General features: G+C 40.4%; 22 protein-coding genes. 14 read left to right on the top strand and 8 right to left on the bottom strand.

Annotated features, from left to right (window positions below; translation table 11 throughout):
- Positions 1-6: 6 nt before the first annotated feature.
- Entirely contained in the window at positions 7-549 is a 543-nt protein-coding gene (locus B4N43_RS19875) for a DUF1599 domain-containing protein (protein ID WP_088163452.1), read from the bottom strand.
- 305 nt (positions 550-854) lie between these two features.
- Between B4N43_RS19875 and B4N43_RS19870 the strand changes: the two genes are divergently transcribed.
- The 4 genes from B4N43_RS19870 (at position 855) to cysM (ending at position 3,822) form a co-directional block, all read left to right on the top strand.
- Positions 855-1,652 (top strand): HipA family kinase, encoded by a 798-nt coding sequence (locus B4N43_RS19870; protein WP_120335285.1) that lies wholly within the window; start codon positions 855-857, stop codon positions 1,650-1,652.
- The gene (locus B4N43_RS19865; RefSeq protein WP_075991213.1) at positions 1,630-2,013 is read left to right on the top strand and encodes a DUF3037 domain-containing protein; all 384 of its coding nucleotides are present in this window, start codon (positions 1,630-1,632) and stop codon (positions 2,011-2,013) included. The genes B4N43_RS19870 and B4N43_RS19865 overlap by 23 nt, the downstream gene beginning before the upstream one ends.
- 121 nt (positions 2,014-2,134) lie before the next feature.
- Positions 2,135-2,944: a serine O-acetyltransferase gene (locus B4N43_RS19860; RefSeq protein WP_075991214.1), complete on the top strand. Its 810-nt coding sequence runs from the start codon at positions 2,135-2,137 to the stop codon at positions 2,942-2,944.
- Positions 2,945-2,949: 5 nt separating this feature from the next.
- A complete protein-coding gene (cysM, locus tag B4N43_RS19855) occupies positions 2,950-3,822 on the top strand; it encodes a cysteine synthase CysM (protein WP_153847896.1) in 873 nt (290 codons plus the stop codon).
- A 76-nt stretch (positions 3,823-3,898) separates the two neighbouring features.
- On the opposite strand, the gene B4N43_RS19850 is transcribed toward cysM, so the two are convergent.
- Entirely contained in the window at positions 3,899-4,258 is a 360-nt protein-coding gene (locus B4N43_RS19850; protein WP_286735964.1) for a bleomycin resistance protein, read from the bottom strand.
- A 244-nt stretch (positions 4,259-4,502) separates the two neighbouring features.
- Between B4N43_RS19850 and B4N43_RS19845 the strand changes: the two genes are divergently transcribed.
- Positions 4,503-5,477: a YeiH family protein gene (locus tag B4N43_RS19845; RefSeq protein ID WP_286735963.1), complete on the top strand. Its 975-nt coding sequence runs from the start codon at positions 4,503-4,505 to the stop codon at positions 5,475-5,477.
- On the opposite strand, the gene B4N43_RS19840 is transcribed toward B4N43_RS19845, so the two are convergent.
- The 3 genes from B4N43_RS19840 to B4N43_RS19830 form a co-directional block, all read right to left on the bottom strand.
- A complete protein-coding gene (locus B4N43_RS19840; RefSeq protein ID WP_088160361.1) occupies positions 5,474-5,938 on the bottom strand; it encodes a GNAT family N-acetyltransferase in 465 nt (154 codons plus the stop codon). The two genes, B4N43_RS19845 and B4N43_RS19840, sit on opposite strands and share 4 nt — an antisense overlap.
- A gap of 40 nt (positions 5,939-5,978) precedes the next feature.
- Positions 5,979-6,437, bottom strand: a complete 459-nt coding sequence (locus tag B4N43_RS19835; protein ID WP_046673910.1) for a MaoC family dehydratase — start codon at positions 6,435-6,437, stop codon at positions 5,979-5,981.
- A gap of 169 nt (positions 6,438-6,606) precedes the next feature.
- The gene (locus B4N43_RS19830) at positions 6,607-7,038 is read right to left on the bottom strand and encodes an SRPBCC domain-containing protein (RefSeq protein WP_286735962.1); all 432 of its coding nucleotides are present in this window, start codon (positions 7,036-7,038) and stop codon (positions 6,607-6,609) included.
- 178 nt (positions 7,039-7,216) lie between these two features.
- On the opposite strand from B4N43_RS19830, the gene B4N43_RS19825 reads away from it, so the two are divergent.
- The 7 genes from B4N43_RS19825 to B4N43_RS19795 all read left to right on the top strand — a co-directional run bounded on the left by B4N43_RS19825 (position 7,217) and on the right by B4N43_RS19795 (position 13,507).
- On the top strand, positions 7,217-8,023 hold the full coding sequence (locus B4N43_RS19825; protein ID WP_286735961.1) for an alpha/beta hydrolase: 807 nt from the start codon (positions 7,217-7,219) through the stop codon (positions 8,021-8,023).
- Positions 8,024-8,169: 146 nt separating this feature from the next.
- Positions 8,170-8,574, top strand: coding sequence for a hypothetical protein (locus tag B4N43_RS19820; protein WP_286735960.1), 405 nt, complete (start codon positions 8,170-8,172; stop codon positions 8,572-8,574).
- 174 nt (positions 8,575-8,748) lie between these two features.
- Positions 8,749-9,630, top strand: coding sequence for a DUF3347 domain-containing protein (locus B4N43_RS19815; protein ID WP_286735959.1), 882 nt, complete (start codon positions 8,749-8,751; stop codon positions 9,628-9,630).
- Positions 9,631-9,641: 11 nt separating this feature from the next.
- Complete coding sequence (locus B4N43_RS19810; RefSeq protein WP_286735958.1) at positions 9,642-10,073, top strand: hypothetical protein; 432 nt, start codon at positions 9,642-9,644, stop codon at positions 10,071-10,073.
- Positions 10,074-10,085: 12 nt separating this feature from the next.
- Entirely contained in the window at positions 10,086-10,751 is a 666-nt protein-coding gene (locus tag B4N43_RS19805; protein ID WP_286735957.1) for a DUF3347 domain-containing protein, read from the top strand.
- A gap of 4 nt (positions 10,752-10,755) precedes the next feature.
- Positions 10,756-11,220 (top strand): DUF2231 domain-containing protein, encoded by a 465-nt coding sequence (locus tag B4N43_RS19800; RefSeq protein ID WP_286735956.1) that lies wholly within the window; start codon positions 10,756-10,758, stop codon positions 11,218-11,220.
- Positions 11,221-11,230: 10 nt separating this feature from the next.
- Complete coding sequence (locus tag B4N43_RS19795; RefSeq protein ID WP_286735955.1) at positions 11,231-13,507, top strand: multicopper oxidase family protein; 2,277 nt, start codon at positions 11,231-11,233, stop codon at positions 13,505-13,507.
- Between the two features lie 378 nt (positions 13,508-13,885).
- On the opposite strand, the gene B4N43_RS19790 is transcribed toward B4N43_RS19795, so the two are convergent.
- Positions 13,886-14,884, bottom strand: a complete 999-nt coding sequence (locus B4N43_RS19790; protein WP_046673918.1) for a beta-ketoacyl-ACP synthase III — start codon at positions 14,882-14,884, stop codon at positions 13,886-13,888.
- A gap of 306 nt (positions 14,885-15,190) precedes the next feature.
- Positions 15,191-16,624 (bottom strand): PLP-dependent aminotransferase family protein, encoded by a 1,434-nt coding sequence (locus tag B4N43_RS19785; RefSeq protein ID WP_112373690.1) that lies wholly within the window; start codon positions 16,622-16,624, stop codon positions 15,191-15,193.
- Between the two features lie 219 nt (positions 16,625-16,843).
- Between B4N43_RS19785 and B4N43_RS19780 the strand changes: the two genes are divergently transcribed.
- Positions 16,844-18,001 carry an aspartate aminotransferase family protein gene (locus tag B4N43_RS19780; protein WP_286735954.1) on the top strand — a complete coding sequence of 386 codons (1,158 nt, stop codon included), beginning with the start codon at positions 16,844-16,846 and terminating at the stop codon, positions 17,999-18,001.
- Positions 18,002-18,136: 135 nt separating this feature from the next.
- Positions 18,137-18,550, top strand: coding sequence for an NUDIX hydrolase (locus B4N43_RS19775; RefSeq protein WP_088160369.1), 414 nt, complete (start codon positions 18,137-18,139; stop codon positions 18,548-18,550).
- 14 nt (positions 18,551-18,564) lie between these two features.
- Here B4N43_RS19775 and B4N43_RS19770 read toward each other — a convergent pair whose 3' ends face one another.
- Positions 18,565-19,092, bottom strand: a complete 528-nt coding sequence (locus B4N43_RS19770; protein ID WP_112373688.1) for a hypothetical protein — start codon at positions 19,090-19,092, stop codon at positions 18,565-18,567.
- Positions 19,093-19,123 lie beyond the last annotated feature (31 nt).

Here is a 19,123-nt window from a genome sequence, read left to right as displayed (position 1 = left end):
ATCCGATTATTGTTGTGCGATTCCTAATTTAATTAATGCAAAAACTGCGTAATTGAGCATATCCTGATAGTTGGCATGGATGCCTTCAGAGACCAGGGTTTGTCCATCGTTATCCTCAATTTGTTTGACGCGATGTATTTTCATTAAGATCAGATCTGTCATGGAAGAAACACGCATATCGCGCCATGCCTCACCGTAATCGTGGTTTTTGGCAAGCATGAGATCTCTGGTCTCGGTAACCTTTTCTGTATATTTCTGATTCACAAAGGTTGGATCCAAATTTTCTTCACCATCTTCACCCAAATCAATCTGAATCATGGCCATGACACAGTAATTGATAATACCGATATATTCGTCAACAATTCCTTCGCCCACTTTGGAAACCTTTTTGATTTCTAGCGTGCGTATACGTTGTGCTTTAATGTAAATCTGATCCGTAATGGAAGATAGGCGCATAATCCGCCATGCCGTTCCATAATCTTTTGTTTTTTTAATAAATAAATCCTGACAATGTTTGATAACACTGTTATATTCCTGAATGGTATCCATATCGTTGATTGAAGAAACTTGATGAGACAAGTTGTGATTACACTACAAATATAATTAGAAAATAATACTTCCAACGGTCAAATGAATGTACAATTTGTGCTTTATTGCTAAAATATAAACAATAATTTTGGATATTACCACAATTAAAAGTTCGCAGGGGCTAGGGGCAACAGCATCGTGCAAGTGCATGACGTGAATTTCTCGTTTCCTATATCCTCAAACGTTTAAATATCGGTAACTTTAGATAAGTTTGATCAGTTTGCAAGGTGTATTGCCAACTTTGAAGATAGTAAAAATATAAATTCATGGATTTTCAACAACCTGTTATTAGAGAAGTAGAGATCATCCGATATGTTCAGCCATTTCGGGAAGGGGGGTCTTTACCCGCATTAGTCGATGCCGATGATGGCTTTAGTTATGTTATAAAATTTAGAGGGGCAGGTCAGGGACGAAAAGCATTGATTGCGGAATTGATCGGTGGAGAGCTGGCAAGATTGCTCAAATTAAGAGTTCCCGAAATTGTATTTGCGGAGTTGGACGAATCCTTTGGCCGTACAGAACCCGATGAAGAAATTCAGGATCTGCTCAAATTTAGTGTGGGCAAAAATCTGGGACTTCATTTTCTGAGTGGAGCCATCACATTTGACGCGAATGTCGATGCTATCGGCGCGGAAGAAGCATCGAAAATTGTTTGGTTGGATTCACTCTTGATGAATGTAGACCGTACTGTGCGGAATACAAATATGCTGATATGGCATAAAGAACTTTGGTTGATAGATCACGGTGCATCCTTATATTTTCATCACAGTTGGGATAATTGGGAAGAACAATCCCTAAAACCATTTGTTCAGATTAAAGATCACGTACTGCTCAAAAATGCTAGTATGGTGGAGAAAATAGATCAGGAATACCGTTCCGTTTTTACGGAGGCGGTATTTCGCGGAATATTGGCGGTGGTACCCGATGAATGGCTGGAAGATGCCGAACGTGAGCTCTCTGCAGCCGATGCGCGCGAAGTGTATGTTTCTTTCCTGAAGCAGCGTGTAGCCAATTCATCCATTTTTGTAAAACAAATAGAAGATGCCAGAAAAGACCGTATATGAGTATGCTGTGGTACGTTTGATACCACGGGTGGAGCGAGAGGAATTTATCAATGTAGGCGTAGCTCTTTATTGTCGTAAGTATCGTTTTGCGAAGATGGTTTATCTTGTCAATGAACAGAAGGTACGGTCGCTTTGTCCGGATATTGAATTGGAATTGATCGAAAATCATCTTTCATCTTTCCAACGAATCTGCCACGGCGAAAAAGATGCCGGCAAACTTGCTGCACTGGATATCACCGAACGCTTTCGATGGCTGACTGCAAAGCGGAGTACCCTGATTCAATGTTCGGCGTCACATCCCGGATTATGTGAGGACCCCGAAGCAACATTGAAGGAGCTGTTTGAGCGTCTAGTTCTGTAAATTAAAAGATGTGCTCCCTTGATCAGGGGACAATACGTGATGGTCAAAGGGGCTAAGTTTTGATAATAAGGCTTAATCTATCAATATTGTATAGTATATTTGTTTTAATAAACTAGTGAAGATGCATGATTTTTATCAACATATCTATGAACAGCAACTTGCTGTTCTAGAAATGCCTTCTAACAAGAAGATCTGTGGCTGGGCTATCCGAATTGTGGATGTGCTCTTCCCCGAACGAAATTCTAGCGAGATGAAATCGGTCGATGATGTGAAGCTCGCTTTTGAACAATTTGAATTAGAACTGGAGCAGCTCCTGAGCAAATCCAAAGCTTGTCAAAGCTGCAATCACTCAGAAGTAGCGCACAAGTTTTTTGAACGGATTCCACAGCTTTATGAATTGATGTGCTGGGATGCGGATGCCTTGATGGATGGGGATCCAGCAGCACAGAATAAAAGAGAAGTCGTGCGTACTTATCCCGGTTTCTTTGCCATCTGTATCTTCCGGATGGCCAATGAACTGCATCGCTTGGGTGTTCCTTTGATACCGCGCATATTGACGGAACATGCCCATTCCAAAACAGGCATTGATATCCATCCCGGAGCAACGATAGGCCATCATCTGCATATTGATCATGGCACCGGATTAGTCATCGGTGAAACCTGTACCATTGGTAATTACGTGAAGCTTTATCAGGGTGTAACCTTGGGCGCGCTGAGTGTTGATAAGGTGTTTTCCAATGTAAAACGCCACCCGACAATCGGTGATCATGTCATTATCTATTCAGGGGCCACCATCCTCGGCGGTGAAACACACATCGGCCATCATTCGGTCATTGGCGGGAATGTTTGGTTGACAAGTTCTGTAGAGCCTTACACCACCGTATATCATCAGGCCACCTCAAAATTTATAGATTCGAAACCAATAATATAGATACCATGGGAAATATCATAGATACCATAGGAAATACGCCTTTAGTCGAGATAACACAATTTCATACAAATCCCAAGGTGCGGATATTTGCGAAAATGGAGGGGAATAATCCTGCTGGTTCAGTGAAAGATCGTGCGGCACTAAATATGATTCGCTCGGCGATGGAACGCGGTGACATTACAAAAGATAGCAAATTGATTGAGGCAACGAGTGGAAATACCGGAATCGCATTGGCTATGATTGCAGGTATATATGGACTTAACCTTGAGCTTGTAATGCCGGCTTCTTCAACACGGGAGCGAACACTTACGATGGAGGCTTATGGCGCTAAAGTTACCTTATTGGAATCCATGGAAATATGCCGCGATTATGCAGAAGAAAAGGCCGAAAAAGAAGGTTATTTTATATTGAATCAATTTGCAAATCCGGATAATTACGAAGCACATATCAAGACAACGGGACCTGAGATCTGGCGTGATACCGAAGGAAAGATTACACATTTTGTAAGCGCTATGGGCACTACAGGTACAATTATGGGAAACTCCATCTATCTGAAGGAGAAAAATGCAGCTATTCAGATTGTAGGTTGCCAGCCTACTCCGGAATCCTCGATACCAGGTATACGGCGTTGGCCCGAAGCGTATCTGCCCAAGATTTTTGATCCGAGCAGGGTAGATCGTGTCATCGATATATCCCAACAGGAAGCAACCGAGTTTGCGCGGGAGCTTGTCAAGCGCGAAGGTGTTTTTGCCGGAATGAGTACCGGTGGAGCTTTTGCAGGAGCACTTAAAATTGCAAATGAAATCGAAGCAGGCCTTATTGTCTTTATTGCCTGTGACCGAGGTGATCGTTATTTGAGTTCAGACCTTTTCGGCTAAGAACCCATACAAACAATACCAAGCCCACTACGGATCCTCGCTGATTTTTAGCAATCTTTAGTGGGCTTTTCGATGTCTAAGCATCGGCGCCAAAGGTTAGTAGATTGCTGTCGGGATCTAAAATAGAAAACTCACGCTGACCCCAAGGCTTCATCTCAAGTTTACCATTGGGATGAATCTCAACATTATTTTCTTTAAAAGATTCATACAGACAATCAATATCGTCTGTGCGTATATAAACCATACCATAATTTTCTTCGGGTGGAAGTTCTTGGAATTCAAAAAAATGAATTTCAATATCATCTTTCTTCAACATCAGATACCCTTCATAGTCGGCAGTGCCACATAATGAAAATCCAAGTTTATGTAGATAAAAATCCTTTGTGATGGTTTTGTTGCGCATGGGCAGTTTGGGATGAATGGCTGTCAGTTTCATCGGTATATAATTATTAAGTCGAGTTTAATCCATCTGTTTAGTAACCTATTTGAAATATAATCATTTATCGTAGTATTTTAATGTTCTACCATAAGGATTATTTCGTTTTTATAGCGTATTCTTTAGCTAGTTTGACTAAAATGTAGTTGTTTGTTATAACCAATTGTTATGACTTATTTATAATTGTGTCTTTTAAAATAATTGAGAGTTATTCAATTTTGTGCCAAATCAATGTATCATTGTCATGGACAAAAAAATAAATACGACAATTCGTTATAAGCAGCTGCTCAATCGAAAGATCTCCATTCGGGAAATCATTTTTATATTCTTATTTGTATTATGTCTTACCCCATTTGTTTCAGCCCCGCTTGCCTTACTTTTGGGTATTATTGTGGCACAATGGATCGGTCATCCCTTTCTGGCAGTCAATCACAGGGCAACACAGATTTTGTTACAGATTTCTGTCGTTGGACTTGGCTTTGGAATGAATATCGATACGGCTATCCAAACGGGTAAGCAAGGGTTTGTGTTAACCGTTATTTCTATTCTCGGAACATTATCATTGGGCTATCTATTGGGTAGGTTACTCAAGTTGGAAAAGGTAACCGCTTATTTGATTTCTGTCGGCACTGCCATTTGTGGTGGAAGTGCTATTGCGGCGGTTTCACCAACTATAAAAGCCAATGAGAAGCAAGTAAGTGTGGCGCTAGGGACCATATTTGTACTGAATGCCATTGCTTTATTTGTATTTCCTGTTGTCGGTCATTTGCTTGATCTCAGCCAGACGCAATTTGGCTTATGGTGTGCTGTTGCTATACAGGATACCAGTTCTGTCGTTGGTGCAGCGAGTAAGTATGGTAATGAAGCACTACAGGTCGCGACAACCGTAAAATTAACTAGAGCTTTATGGATTATTCCGATCGCCTGTTTAAGTGCTGTAGCATTCAAGACCAAAGGGACGAGCATAAAAATACCATATTTTATTGGTCTATTTGTATTGGCGGTTATCTTAACAAGTTATATCCCTTTTTTTCAGCATATAGGAGGCTATGTCGTTCCTATTTCAAAGATGGGGCTTACCTTAACTTTGTTTTTAATTGGAGCAAGTTTGTCTAGGGAGGTTTTGTTGGCAGTAGGTTTTAAAGCAATACTACAAGGAGTAGTGCTGTGGTTGGGATTATCAATACCGGTACTTGTCTATATTTATTTTTGTCTTTAGGCATTTAAAGTATACTTCAGCATAATCATATCTTTCAACAGTTGACCATTTTCATAAATAGGCAGCTCATAATTTTCGATGAAAAAATCTTTACGGATAGCGTATTTAACAAAGCCATTTCGTTCATAAAAACGAATTTGAGCCAGACCACAATCTGCGGTACCCACAATCAGGTTCGGGTATTGCTGGTAGTTCTCCTTGATAAAATCAAGTAGTTGACTTCCGAGGCCCATGCCTTGAAACTCTGGTGATACGGCGATGTTTTTAATCTCTAATGTTTCCGTATTGACCGGATATAAACAGAAAACAGCGATAGGTTTTACCATTTCATAGACAACATAAACCATCGATTCATAGAGGTATTTGTCGATTGCATGAATGGTTTCGTCTGCTAAAAGCAACAAATCATAAGGATAATCCTTATGATTTGTAATAAGTTTTATTTGAAAGCTATTGCGCATGTATAAGAATTCGCTAATGGCCTATAGTCTAATGTTGGAATTAATTGAAATGATATAAAAAGATAACATCACCCACGTAAGCCGGTTTTGCACTGTCTTTAATTTTCAATGTAGCTTCAATGGTAACTTTAACAACCCCTCTCAAATTGACCACCGATTTTACTTGTGTATGTAGCTGTACAGCATTGTCAACCAAAACGGGTTGTGCAAAACGTAGGTTTTCAATCCCATAATTGATTTCCATTTTGACATTTCTTACTTCAGCAATTTGTTTCCATAAATAAGGAATGAGGGACAAGGTCAGATAGCCATGGGCAATAGTTGATTTGAAAGGACTATCCGTTTTGGCCTTTTCGCTATCTAAATGAATCCATTGGTGGTCAAGTGTTGCATCCGCAAATTGATTAATTTGTTTTTGATCAATAACATGCCATTGGGATTCGCCTAATGATTTTCCTTCAAAGGCTTTGTACTCTTCATAATTGTTAATTATTGTCATATGTAATCTTTTTATCGCGTTTTGTTGGTATCGTTCCCCGCTTTTAATGGAGAAGGGAAGATGAATTAGTGGCTAAATATAACTATACTTTTAAGAATCCTAAGCATATCCTTTATTTAAAAGATGATCGCATGAAAAGACAAGCTAAGTTCGTTCATCATTCATACGATTACCCGAGTTGTGTCGTTGCATAGGTGTTTTCAACGTAGGATCTAAAGTTTTCGAGTATGGCTTGCCATCCATTACGTTGCATATCAATTGGATTTTCCGATTCTGCATCAAAAATTATCGTGATATCCGTAGCAGACTTTTTTGCATTGAAGTTGACTTCTACATGACGGCCATCTGGCATAACATAGGCTATTTTTTTAAAGGGTTCAAGTGCGGTATAGCTGCCTTCAAAATCAAAGCCCATAGATCCGTCTTTTGCCTCCATGCGGTTTTTGAACTTTCCGCCAATGCGTAAATCATTGATTGAACTTGTACAGTGCCAATCGTCTGAAGCATGGTTCCATTGCATGATATCCTCGGCTGAGTTATACGCATTCCAGATCGTTTCTACGCGTACGTTGATATGGGTTTCAATCTTTATCTGTTCCATATAATGTATGATGTTTTCTAAGTTAATAACAGGAAAATTTGGGTTTTGTTATATCTATCGCCAGATAATTATCAATATATAATAAAAAGTGTAAAGTTGAAACTTATTTTAGCTCAACCAAATAGTTTTGATTGAGTTTTGTTAACTTTAAGCTATTTAACACTTAAATACGATTTATATGTCCTCCAAATTGCTTGTTATCTTCTTTTTTCTGTTTTCACCAAGTTTGATTTTTGCGCAGCAATATAAAACGACAACCGACGTTGCCTATTGTAAACCTGATGAACCAGATTCTTATAAGAAAGAACGTTGTAAATTGGATATCTATATCCCGACTGATCGTAAAAATTTTGCTACCATCGTATGGTTTCATGGAGGTGGACTAGAGGAGGGAAATAAATTTATTCCACTTGAACTTAAAGAGAAAGGTGTAGCGGTTGTAGCGGTAAATTATCGGCTAAGCCCCAAAGCGAAAGCGCCGAGCTATATTGAAGATGCTGCTGAGGCTGTTGCATGGACATTTTCACATATTGCCAGCTATGGTGGAGATCCCTCAAAAATTTATGTGTCGGGGCATTCTGCAGGCGGATATCTGGCTTTAATGGTTGGTTTGGATAAGCATTACCTTCAAAAATTTGGTGTTGATGCAAATAATATAAAAGGACTGGCCCCGATTAGTGGGCAAACAAATACGCATTATACAATTAAAAAGGAACGTGGTCAATCTATGGTGATCCCCCAGATTGATCAGTTTGCACCACTTTCTTTTGCACGGAAGGATGCACCGCCAATTCTCCTGATCACTGGCGATCAACAATTGGAAATGGCCGCACGGTTTGAGGAAAACGCACATTTGGCAGCGATCTTAAAACAGGTTGGGCATACCAAAACCTCGTTGTACCAACTGCAGGGTTTTGATCATGGAGGAGTGTATGCACCCGGCTGTCTGTTGATGCTTAACTGGATCAAAGGACTCGAAAAATAGTTTTTATGTGGTCAGGCCGAGAATCGGAAATACAGCAAATCAAAATATTATAAACAAAATAGGAAATATTACAATTGTACATTCGTAAATTCTACCGAACTTTACCTCCAAAGTAGCACATCTCTACTTATCAAATTTAATCCGTTATGTGGGCAAAACGCAATATCGTATTTATAATCTGTATGCTGGGGCTTTTTTTAGCACCCTATAGGTTATTTGCCTGCCACGAACCGTCCGAAAAGCCAAAACAGGAAGAAAAATCCTGTTGTCTTGATGAAAGACAACAGGTAAAAGACGTCGGAACAGAAGATTGTTGTAAAGATGAAAGAGCTGAATCGCCAAAATCAGATCACCATGGGGACGACTGTGGTAAACATTGTGGCGAAAAATCATGCCGCACCTCCCTGCAATGTAATCCCATTGTTTCAGTTATAGAAGCTCAGCTTATTTTACCCTTGCATGCTGATGCATTAAACGCTTATGCGCGTTATAAACAACCTTATTGCGCAGATGCCTATTTTTCCATTTGGCAACCTCCTCAGATCGCGTAAAGTTAGACTGCTAGCCCATGCTATGTCTTTTTGGATCGGTTTCTCTATCCAAAACCCCGTTTATTTAGCTTATGAAAATCCCCTTTGAATCTATCGGATTCAATACGCCAATACAGTGAATCGCTGTAGAAGGGTTTTTCGTCAGTATTCTTTTATATACTACATATCATAATCATGAGATTAATTTCATTACTTGGTTTGGTAATCCCTGTATTACTATCCACCCAACATACACATGCACAAATTAAAAATGCAAAGACAGCGACTGTAAAGGTTTTTGGAAATACTCCGGCTGTTAAAACGATCATTGAAAAAGAAGGTAAGGACGGACAATTTGCTAAAGTTGACTGGAATCAGACAACCAAGCTAGCAGTTGTTACCTACGACTCTTCAAAAACAAGCGCGGATGAGGTCCTTAAGCGTATTGCATTGGCGGGGTTCGACAATGAAAAATTTCTGGCCCCAGATGATGCTTATATTCAATTGGCAAAAGCTGAACAGTATGAACGAATCTTAAAACCCGCATTAAAAAATGGCACTGAACATCAGGTCGATCATACGAATCATAGCCAGGGCGTACAAACGATAATTCAACCTTCGGCGAATACAAAATCAGCCGATGAAAAGACCGCGTTTGCGCTGTTGACAAATCCTTATTTTGCGCTAAAGGATGCTTTGGTGAAGACAGATGCGGTGGCAGCTGCAGCTCATGCAGCGGCATTTCAAGCAGCAATCAAAGCTGTCGATATGAATAAACTTAGCCATGATGAACATACGGTATGGATGAAGGTTATGAATAAGCTGGCAACTGATGCGGCGGGTATAACTAAAAATAAAGATGTGGCTAAGCAACGTGTGGCTTTTGCATCTCTTTCAAATACGTTGTATGAGCTTCTGAAGGTGAGTAAAGTGGATGGACCTATTTATTATCAGCATTGCCCCATGTTTAATGAAGGCAAGGGAGCGCATTGGTTAAGTAAGGAGAATGCCGTGAAAAACCCATTCTTTGGTGCACAAATGATCAGTTGTGGAAGTACAGTAGAAACGTTAAACTAATCGGCTGCGTTATGAATTATTTCCTAGCTATCCTATCGGTTGTTGTGTTGTCTTTAACGGCCTGTGGTGGTTCAAAAACGAATGCCCAAGCTGAAGATCGAATAGTTTCGACTGATCCTGCTATCAATTTGCCTGTACAGTCCGTTCAATACAAGGTAGGCGATCTTGTGCCTACAGCACAAGTTTGTATGGTGAATGATGCTTTTATGGGGAAAAAACAATTGCTGGTCAGACACGAGGGTAAGGATTATTATGGCTGCTGTGAAATGTGTAAAAAGCGCATACCCCAAGAAGCTGCGGTACGTGTAGCCATCGATCCTTTTTCAAAAAAAGAAGTGGATAAGGCGACGGCTTCCATCGCAATTACCGGCGATCAGGGTGAAGTTTCCTATTTTGAAAACGAAGCAAACTATCGAAATTACATTAAAAATCTAAACCTATAAATACACTTAATTATGAAAAAGTTTATGCCAATTGTGGCGACGGCTTTGATATTCGTTGCATGCAACAATTCAACATCGAAAAATACACATGCAGATCATATGGTCGCTGTTGCCGAGGATACCGCGACGATAGCTGTAGACAATGGCAAAGGCGATACCGCTTTGACTAAAGAAGAGGCGGCCGGCGTAAGTAATACCGCTGCAAAAATAGAATCATCCACCGAGAAAGTTAATCTTAAAACGGCTAGCAGTCCTTTTGCAGGCTTATACAGTGCCTATTTCGAACTGAAAGATGCATTGGTTAAGGATAATGGAGCGGCTGCACAGGCAGCTGCGAAAGGAATCCAGGCCGCCATTGAAAAAGTTAATAGCGAACAATTGGATGCTGTTCAAGGAAAGCTTTGGAAGGAATATCAACGAAAATTGGCTTTCGATACAGAACATATCGCTGGAATTAAGGAAAATGAACATCAGCGGGAGCACTTTGTGACCCTTTCCAAAAATATGTATGTGTTGATGAAATCTCTCAAACCTCAAGTTACGGTCTATTATCAACACTGCCCTATGTATCGTGATGGAAAAGGAGCCAATTGGTTGAGCACACAAAAGAAAATTGAAAATCCTTATCTAGGTCAATCAATGCCCACCTGTGGATCTATCGTAGAAACAATACAATAAAACAATGAAAAGCTTATTCGAAGGACTGCCCAGTTTACATCCGCTATTGGTGCATTTTCCGATAGTACTCTTGTTGATGGCGTTGATCAGTCATATTGGTGCCTTATTGTTAAAAAAACATCGACGTCCTTTCACTGTACTGACTTTTGGATTGTTGTTATTGGGAACACTTGGAGCGCTTGCTGCAATTCAGACCGCAACCCATATTTCAGGCGATGCCGATGAAGGTGCCTTTGCGGTTTTTGAGATCCATCAACGTTTTGCCTGGATCAGCTTTTGGCTTGCAAGTAGTACAACAGTCCTGCATTTTGTTGGTTTGCGGAAAGGTGCAGGTGCTTGGATAAACTATTTGATATTGATTTTGTTGATAAGTTTATCGGTGACACTATTTATCACAGGGCATCACGGGGCTAGACTGGTCTACCAATATGGCGTAGGACCGATGGGAAATGGAATACTAATCAATTAAATGAATGAACATGCGTAAAAAGAGTAATATATTAACGGTTGTTTTACTATTGATGACACAACTGACAGTGCTGGCCCAGAAAGTGGTTCGTCATGACCTTTATGTACGGGATACCATTGTCAATTATGCCGGCAAATCAAAACGGGCAATCGCTGTAAACGGACAGATTCCGATGCCTACCCTGACTTTTACTGAAGGAGATACGGCAGAAATTGTTGTTCACAATGAGTTAAAGGAGAGTACGTCGCTACATTGGCATGGTATTTTTCTGCCGAACAAAGAAGACGGTGTACCACACCTGACGCAGGAACCTATAAAGCCGAATTCGACTTATACCTATCGATTTCCAATAATCCAGCACGGTACACACTGGTATCATTCGCATTCCGGCCTGCAGGAACAGATCGGTATGTATGGTAGTCTTATTCTCAACAAGCGTGCAGATGATAAGACTTTCCGGAAAGGAATTGATGATTTACCCACGATTCCGGTCATATTGAGTGAATGGACAAATTATAACCCCAATAACATTCAGCGGATGCTACACACGGCCAACGATTGGGCCGCAATAAAAAAAGGCGCTACACAATCGTACGTTGAAGCTATTAAAGAAGGGAAGTTTAAGACGAAAGTTACGAATGAATGGAAACGTCAGCTGGCAATGGATGTCAGTGATGTGTATTATGATAAGGTCTTGATGAACGGGGCTCATTCCACGGATTTAAAATCGGTGAATGGTAAAGCTTTGAAAGCAGGAGATAAAGTGCGTTTACGAATTTCCAATGGTGGAGCTTCGTCTTATTTTTGGCTGCGTTATGCCGGTGGCAAAATTACCGTTGTTGCCAATGATGGGAATGATGTGGTACCGGTGGAGGTCGATCGATTGATGATTGCCGTATCGGAGACTTATGATGTCGTTGTAACAATCCCAAATGAAGGTACAGCTTACGAATTTATGGCAACGACAGAAGATCGAACACAATCTGCAAGTTATTTTGTCGGAAATGGCATCAAACAGTTGATTTCTCCACTTCCCCGCCTTAAATATTTTGAAGGCATGAAGATGATGAACGATATGATGAAGATGAACGGGGATCTCAATGATATGGGTATGAAGATGAGTCTGAATCAGATGGATATGAATGCGGTGATGTATCCCGAAATTACAGGTGATGGAAAGAAAAAAGAAGATCACAGTAAACATAGCGGTATGGATCATGGACAAATGAAGATGGAAGAAGATCCCAATCGTTATAATGCCAATGCATTGGGCGATATTGTAACGCTAAACTATGCGATGTTGGAGTCTCCTCAAGCGACTGAACTGCCTAAAGAAGCGCCGATACGAGATCTTAAATTTACGCTTACGGGAAATATGAGTCGTTATGTATGGAGCATGGACAATAAAATTCTCTCTGAAACGGATAAGATACCGGTAAAAAAGGGCGAGGTATTGCGCATTACCATCTATAATAATTCGATGATGCGTCATCCAATACATCTGCATGGCTTTGATTTTAGACTGTTGAATGGAAAAGGATCGAAAGCGCCATTGAAAAATGTGGTAGATATTATGCCAATGGAGACGGATACGATCGAATTCTTAGCAAATGAAGAAGGGGACTGGTTTTTTCATTGCCACATCCTGTATCATATGATGGCTGGGATGAATCGCGTGTTTGCTGTGGATGATTATAAAAATCCCAATCTTCCAGACAAAGCCAAAGCCTACAAGGAATTGCAAATGGAAAGTAATATGACCCATTTTATGGCGCAAAATGATTTTGCGACCAATGGAAATGACGGTCAGGCCATGTTTCAGAATGCGCGTTGGCAGCTCGGTTCCGAATGGCGATTAGGTTATAACGATATGCATGGCTATGAGGTGGAAACTCACCTGGGTAGATACTTTGGGAAGATGCAATGGTTTATGCCATTTGTAGGTTTTGATTATCGTTATCGCCGTATGGGGGAGGATGAACATGAGAAAAATATCTTTGGGCAGGCCAATAAAAAAGATAGTCGCAAAGCTTTGAGTATAGGTTTTATGTATACTTTACCCATGTTGGTCAATTTTCAGGCGGAGGTGTATCACGATGGTATTGTCAGATTGCAGCTGATGCGAGAAGATATTCCGATCGCTAGAAGAATCCGTGGTGATTTTATGGTTAACTCGGACCTTGAATATATGGCGGGACTAAATTATGTCATCACCAAAAATATGGCATTTAGAACGCATTATGATAGTGATATGGGCTTTGGTGTGGGCCTGTCATTAAATTATTAAGGCGTAGATCTTATTTGAGTTAGGGGGCTTTGCAATGCAAAGCCCCCTTTTCTTTTGCCATTAAAAGAGAGGATAAAGGGAGGACATCTTCTTAAATGATACAAACTTTATTGGCACTTCATTGGAAATTAAATCGGACTTTAGACGCTTTTATCCGAATGAGGTCCCTATAAGGTCCGTATAAGCTCCCTATAAACTCCCTACTATTTATTCTTTTCTTCTTCACGGTGCTGCCTGTAAAAAGAGGATAGGTTCGATTCTTCTTGCGCAATGGCGAACCTGTTTTTGGTAGCGGGAAATAAAGAAAAACCCCAAAAATCATTGATTCCTGAGGTTTTATTTTAGTGTGAATTTATGACGACTAAAGTTTTTGATCGCTTAAATCATCCATTTAAATATGCTGGCTCCCCAAGAGAAACCTGCACCAAAGGCGGTTAACATGACTAAATCACCGGTATTTAATTTTTTAATATTTTGCCAGATACATAGTGGAATCGTGGCAGCAATGGTATTTCCTAGGTATTCTATATTACTTAACGCTCTATCTTCTGGTATATTAAGACTACGCCCAACGGCATCAATGATGCGCTGATTAGCCTGATGTGGGATTAACCAATTGATATCTTCAATCTGTAGGTTGTTGCGTTGCAAAACCGTATTACAGGCATCGCTCATAGACTGCACAGCATGTCTAAATACAGTTTTACCATCTTGTTTCAGGAATCTGTTGTCGTTAACAGGAAGATTGCTGTCGATTGGATACAAAGAACCGCCGGCTTCAATTTTTAAAAATTCTTTTCCCGCTCCATTGCTACATAGATAGGCATCCATAATTCCACCTTCTAAAGATGGCTCAAGCCATATCACACCAGCGCCATCACCGAAAAGAATATTGGTTGAACGGTCTTTTAAATCGACATAAGTACTGATGTTGTCGGCTCCGACTACGAGTACATTTTTATAACGTCCAGTCTCAACGAGAGCAGAAGCCATATCTAAGGCATATAAAAATCCTGAGCAAGCAGCATTGACATCAAAAGCCCAAACATTGGTAAGACCTAATTTTTCTAAAATGATATTTGCTGTTGCCGGCATAGGCATATCAGGTGTAGAAGTCGCCACAATTAGGGCATCTACATCGTTCAGATTTTTATGATATTGTGTTGCCAAATCTTGTATAGCTTTTACAGCCATGTCTGATGTGGCAAGATTTTCTTCTAAAATTCTCCGCTCCTTAATACCTGTGCGTTTGATAATCCACTCATCGGATGTATCGCAAAACTGCTCCAAATCTGTATTCGATCTTTTATTCGGTGGAATATATCCGCCAATACCAGTTATTGCTGCATATGGCCTGCTGGGTATTCTCTCAGTCATAAATTAATGTACTCTATTCTCTCTCTTATTATATAGCTATCCTATTAGGAATTACTCGTGTGTCTTTTGCGCCGTAAAACTACGGTTAATTTATGCGATTAATAAGTGAAAAAGTTGATTTTTGACAAAATAATTACGTTTTATCAGCATTTTTAACTGTTTTTTACGTATTACCTATACTAATCTTTTAATCGGTCTTTATGAGACGGAATTAAATATTGAATGTGCTTGTTTTTTCAGAATTTTAATCTAATGAAGTCCGTCCGAATTGGAAAATAGTCTAGTTGTTTTTTGGGTTTCAAACCATTAAGTGGAGAGTTTTGCCTGTTCCAAAAGTTCAGCCAAAATGACTATTCCTTCTTCGATCAATTCCTCTGATAAGGATCCGTAGCCAAGCCGTATTCCGCCAAAAACATTTTCTCTGCTGTAGTTTTCGGGATGCGGTATATGTACTGATCTTTCCTTTAATTTTTGGAATAAAAATGCCCAGTCGATTTGATGTTTAAAAGATAGCCAAACCGCCAATCCCCCTTGTGGAGAAGTGTAGTTCACATGATCCTGCAGATGTTTGTCCAATTGGGCAATCATAAAATCACGTTTCCTTTTGTAAAGCTGTGTTGCTTTTCGGATATGTCTACGAATTGTTCCATCCTGAATGAGTTCCAGTACAGCTTGCTCCATAATATTGTCACCTTGGATATCGATGATATAGCGAAGTTCGGTAATCTGCTGGAGCAAATGCTCGTTTCTCGTCGCAAGATAACCGATACGGAGTGCTGGTGCGACAACTTTGCTCAGCGTACCAATGTAAACTGTATTGATCAGCTCCTGCTGTGAAGCGAGCGGGTAATAGGGAGCTTGTTCAAAATGAAATTCGTAATCGTAATCATCCTCAATGATCGTGAAGTTATATTGGTTGGATAATGCTATTAATTGTGATCTCCGTTCTTTGCTTAATGTGACAGTGGTTGGATACTGTCGATGTGGGGTAAGGTACAGCGCCTTAATATTGCTCTTTTTCAATAAATGAGGCAGCAGTTCTTCAACGAGAAGACCATCGGCATCGACAGGAATAGGAATCAATTTCGCGCCGGCTTTTTCAAAGATCTTCCAGGCTGAATGGTATCCAGGAGACTCTACAAAGATATAATCATCGTGCTGTAATAGGCATTGGGCGACCAGGTACATGGCCATTTGGCTTCCACGACTGATGCATAGCTTATTTTTATCGATGTGCATGTTGCGTTCGATGTTGAGCATATTGGCGATTTCTTCACGAAAATCTAGATGACCTCGGGGATCGGCATATCCCATCATTTTCCAACGTGCGCTGCGTTTAAAAATTTGGCGATAAGCCCGTCCGAGCTGTTCTACCGGGGCAATCTTACTGTCTGGATTACCGTCATCGAATATAATACGTGTTGGAGGCTGAAGATCAGATAATTCGATCTTTTGTGCAACATATAGGTTCGAGCCATAAGGTAATTGGGCCGCTACAAATATACCTCTACGTGCTTGACTAACCAGCCAGCCTTCACTCAACAGCAACTGTATGGCATCAATTACCGTGTTTCGGTTTAATTTTAGTTGGGCTGCAAGAGATCTGCTACTCGGTAAGGCCGTTCCTTTCGGCAATCTACCTGATTGAATATCAGCAGCAATGTTATCCGCTATTTGGATGTAAATCGCTTTTGAAGAGGATCTGTCAATATCTATCGTTAAATTCCAAGGTCTAAGCATGAGGCTGTTGTATCGGGTAATTGTTCAAATATACAATTGTTCTGCAGGATTAAAATACATTCGATAGATGGCGCATGAGCAGTGCTGCGCTATTCTATTTAAGATGAGTTATTTTGTTTATTGCCTGTGTCGGCTGGACTAGGAATAAATAACCATCTTGGACTAGGAATGAAAGGGGATTTAAGTGGATTTTTGAGTTTTACTAATTCTAAGTCATTCATGAAACCATTTCCCGTTTTTGAGAAAGTTGATATTGCGATCGAACGAGCTCTTGGTTGCTTTGTCTATGATAAACAGCAGCAGGCCTATCTAGATCTCTATGGTGGTCATGCCGTTATTTCTGTTGGGCATAGCCATCCGCATGTTGTTGAGGAAACTATACAACAGATGAACAAGATCGGATTTTATTCAAATGCAGTTACAAATGATCTTCAGGATCGTTTGGCCGAACGCTTAGGCACTGCCTGTGGCTATCCGACCTATGCTATTTTTTACAGTAATTCGGGAGCTGAAGCAAATGAAAATGCACTGAAGTTAGCTTCGTTCCATACGGGAAGGAGGAAAGTATTGGCGATGTCCAATGCGTTTCATGGGAGAACCTCAGCTACGGTTGCGGCAACGGATATCCAGTCAATTCGTGCACCATTAAATGAAAGTGAACAATTTGTCTTTACACCTTTCAACGAGATCTCCAGTTTGAAAAAACAATTGGAAACGGAAGAATATTGTGCGGTCATTATTGAACCTATTCAAGGTGTCGGGGGAATTCATCGGGCAAGTCCTAGTTTCTTACAGGAAGTAAGAGCAATTTGCACGAAAACTGGGACCATGCTTATTTTGGATGAAATTCAATGCGGGTATGGGCGCACGGGACTTTTCTTTGCACATCAGCATGCAGGGATAGAAGCCGATCTAATTACGGTGGCCAAAGGGATTGCAAATGGGCTGCCGATGGGGGCAACAATTATTTCGCCTAAGATAAAGCCGGTCATAGGACAATTGGGGACTACTTTTGGTGGTAGTCATGCGGTCTGCGCGGCGGCTCTGGCTGTACTTGATGTAATTCAAAAGGAGCAATTGATTGATAATGCCGCAGCTGTAGGTGAATTTTTGTTGACAGAATTAAGAAAAATTCATGGGGTGAGTGAAGTTAGGGGGCAAGGTTTGATGATTGGCGTAGAGTTTGAAAACGATATTCGACATCTGCGCAAAGAACTGCTGTTTTCTGAAAAGATTTTTACAGGATATGCAGGACGCTATACGCTCCGTTTATTACCGCCGCTTTGTTTTACCATGAATCATGCGGAGACTTTTTTGAAGAGCCTACGGAAGCTTGTGCTCAAAGAGAAACTAGCCTATGATGTTTCGGGATATTGATTAGCCTCTCTATTGATTTTGTGCAAAGTTTTAATGCAGGATTCTCCAAATTAGCTGTCGCGCTTTGATAAATGTCGTAAAAGAAGTAATTTCACATCTAGCGTATTTAATCAGTAATAGTTTATAATAGATTTCATGACAACAACAAAATGTTTGCCTACAGCGGGTTTAGTGAGTATTAAGGAGGATAAATTATTATTAGCGTATAGCAACAATAGAAAGGCATGGTATCTGCCGGGTGGAAAGATTGATGCGGGGGAGGAAGCTCTGCAGTCCCTTCGTCGTGAAATTTTGGAGGAGCTAAATATCAATCTGGATCCGGATAAAATCTCCTATTATTGCCATGTTACAGCCCCGGCATACGGGCTTGTGCCAGAGGTTATCATGGAACAAGATTGTTTTCTGTATCCATTAACAGAGCAGATCGAACCCAGTAATGAGATTGGTGCCGTTCGTTATTTTTCACACCAAGAGTACCAGGAAGAACCGATCCAGGTCATTGGCGTTTTGCATGTGTTTGACAAGTTGAAGGCTGACGGATTGATTTAAAAACCCTGTCGCTACTAGATGCCATAGCCTTCATTGAGACAGCTTATACCTTTTGTGTCTTTTAAAGGTATAATTTTCTGGCTTTTGGTATCCATACGCCATGCCTTGACGATTTTGTCGAAATATTCTTTGCTTTCATCGACCCGGCTAATGGCTATAATTTCACTGTTTGGTTTGTCTCCTTGCTTGCAGTTGCATAAGCTAAGCTGCTCGTTGGACTTCAGTTTTTGGATATTGATGGTATCCAAAATCTTGTATTTGACTTTACCTTTGCTATCATCGGGTAACAATTCCTCTAAAATACAAACACCATTTTTGGCATTTGTAAAATAGCCGGCAGCAAAGCGATAATCGCCCTGTGCATTCTTGTCGGTTTCAATAAGTGCGCCAGTTGTGTAGGTATAAGATTTTAATTCAGCAATTTCATTGATCTCACGGAATACTTTCCCATATAAGGGGTTTTTCTGATCGTTAACGGTATTGAAACTGGACCAACTGCAGATGGATAGAACCGCAATCGGTATAATTAGTATATATCTCATAGTTTTCAACAATTAAAAACGTTATTAAGTT

Source organism: Sphingobacterium sp. UBA1897 (assembly GCF_002337775.1).
GTDB classification, from domain to species: Bacteria; Bacteroidota; Bacteroidia; order Sphingobacteriales; family Sphingobacteriaceae; genus Sphingobacterium; species Sphingobacterium siyangense.
Note: the sequence above shows the minus strand (reverse complement) of the source record. Positions and strands in the feature narration are given on the sequence as shown.

Bases quoted from the DNA above. Each gene is read 5' to 3' on its own strand.
- B4N43_RS19875 (WP_088163452.1), bottom strand. From the start codon at position 549: ATGGATACCATTCAGGAATATAACAGTGTTATCAAACATTGTCAGGAT.
- B4N43_RS19870 (WP_120335285.1), top strand. From the start codon at position 855: ATGGATTTTCAACAACCTGTTATTAGAGAAGTAGAGATCATCCGATAT.
- B4N43_RS19865 (WP_075991213.1), top strand. From the start codon at position 1,630: ATGCCAGAAAAGACCGTATATGAGTATGCTGTGGTACGTTTGATACCA.
- B4N43_RS19860 (WP_075991214.1), top strand. From the start codon at position 2,135: ATGCATGATTTTTATCAACATATCTATGAACAGCAACTTGCTGTTCTA.
- cysM (WP_153847896.1), top strand. From the start codon at position 2,950: ATGGGAAATATCATAGATACCATAGGAAATACGCCTTTAGTCGAGATA.
- B4N43_RS19850 (WP_286735964.1), bottom strand. From the start codon at position 4,258: ATGAAACTGACAGCCATTCATCCCAAACTGCCCATGCGCAACAAAACC.
- B4N43_RS19845 (WP_286735963.1), top strand. From the start codon at position 4,503: ATGGACAAAAAAATAAATACGACAATTCGTTATAAGCAGCTGCTCAAT.
- B4N43_RS19840 (WP_088160361.1), bottom strand. From the start codon at position 5,938: ATGCGCAATAGCTTTCAAATAAAACTTATTACAAATCATAAGGATTAT.
- B4N43_RS19835 (WP_046673910.1), bottom strand. From the start codon at position 6,437: ATGACAATAATTAACAATTATGAAGAGTACAAAGCCTTTGAAGGAAAA.
- B4N43_RS19830 (WP_286735962.1), bottom strand. From the start codon at position 7,038: ATGGAACAGATAAAGATTGAAACCCATATCAACGTACGCGTAGAAACG.
- B4N43_RS19825 (WP_286735961.1), top strand. From the start codon at position 7,217: ATGTCCTCCAAATTGCTTGTTATCTTCTTTTTTCTGTTTTCACCAAGT.
- B4N43_RS19820 (WP_286735960.1), top strand. From the start codon at position 8,170: ATGTGGGCAAAACGCAATATCGTATTTATAATCTGTATGCTGGGGCTT.
- B4N43_RS19815 (WP_286735959.1), top strand. From the start codon at position 8,749: ATGAGATTAATTTCATTACTTGGTTTGGTAATCCCTGTATTACTATCC.
- B4N43_RS19810 (WP_286735958.1), top strand. From the start codon at position 9,642: ATGAATTATTTCCTAGCTATCCTATCGGTTGTTGTGTTGTCTTTAACG.
- B4N43_RS19805 (WP_286735957.1), top strand. From the start codon at position 10,086: ATGAAAAAGTTTATGCCAATTGTGGCGACGGCTTTGATATTCGTTGCA.
- B4N43_RS19800 (WP_286735956.1), top strand. From the start codon at position 10,756: ATGAAAAGCTTATTCGAAGGACTGCCCAGTTTACATCCGCTATTGGTG.
- B4N43_RS19795 (WP_286735955.1), top strand. From the start codon at position 11,231: ATGCGTAAAAAGAGTAATATATTAACGGTTGTTTTACTATTGATGACA.
- B4N43_RS19790 (WP_046673918.1), bottom strand. From the start codon at position 14,884: ATGACTGAGAGAATACCCAGCAGGCCATATGCAGCAATAACTGGTATT.
- B4N43_RS19785 (WP_112373690.1), bottom strand. From the start codon at position 16,624: ATGCTTAGACCTTGGAATTTAACGATAGATATTGACAGATCCTCTTCA.
- B4N43_RS19780 (WP_286735954.1), top strand. From the start codon at position 16,844: ATGAAACCATTTCCCGTTTTTGAGAAAGTTGATATTGCGATCGAACGA.
- B4N43_RS19775 (WP_088160369.1), top strand. From the start codon at position 18,137: ATGACAACAACAAAATGTTTGCCTACAGCGGGTTTAGTGAGTATTAAG.
- B4N43_RS19770 (WP_112373688.1), bottom strand. From the start codon at position 19,092: ATGAGATATATACTAATTATACCGATTGCGGTTCTATCCATCTGCAGT.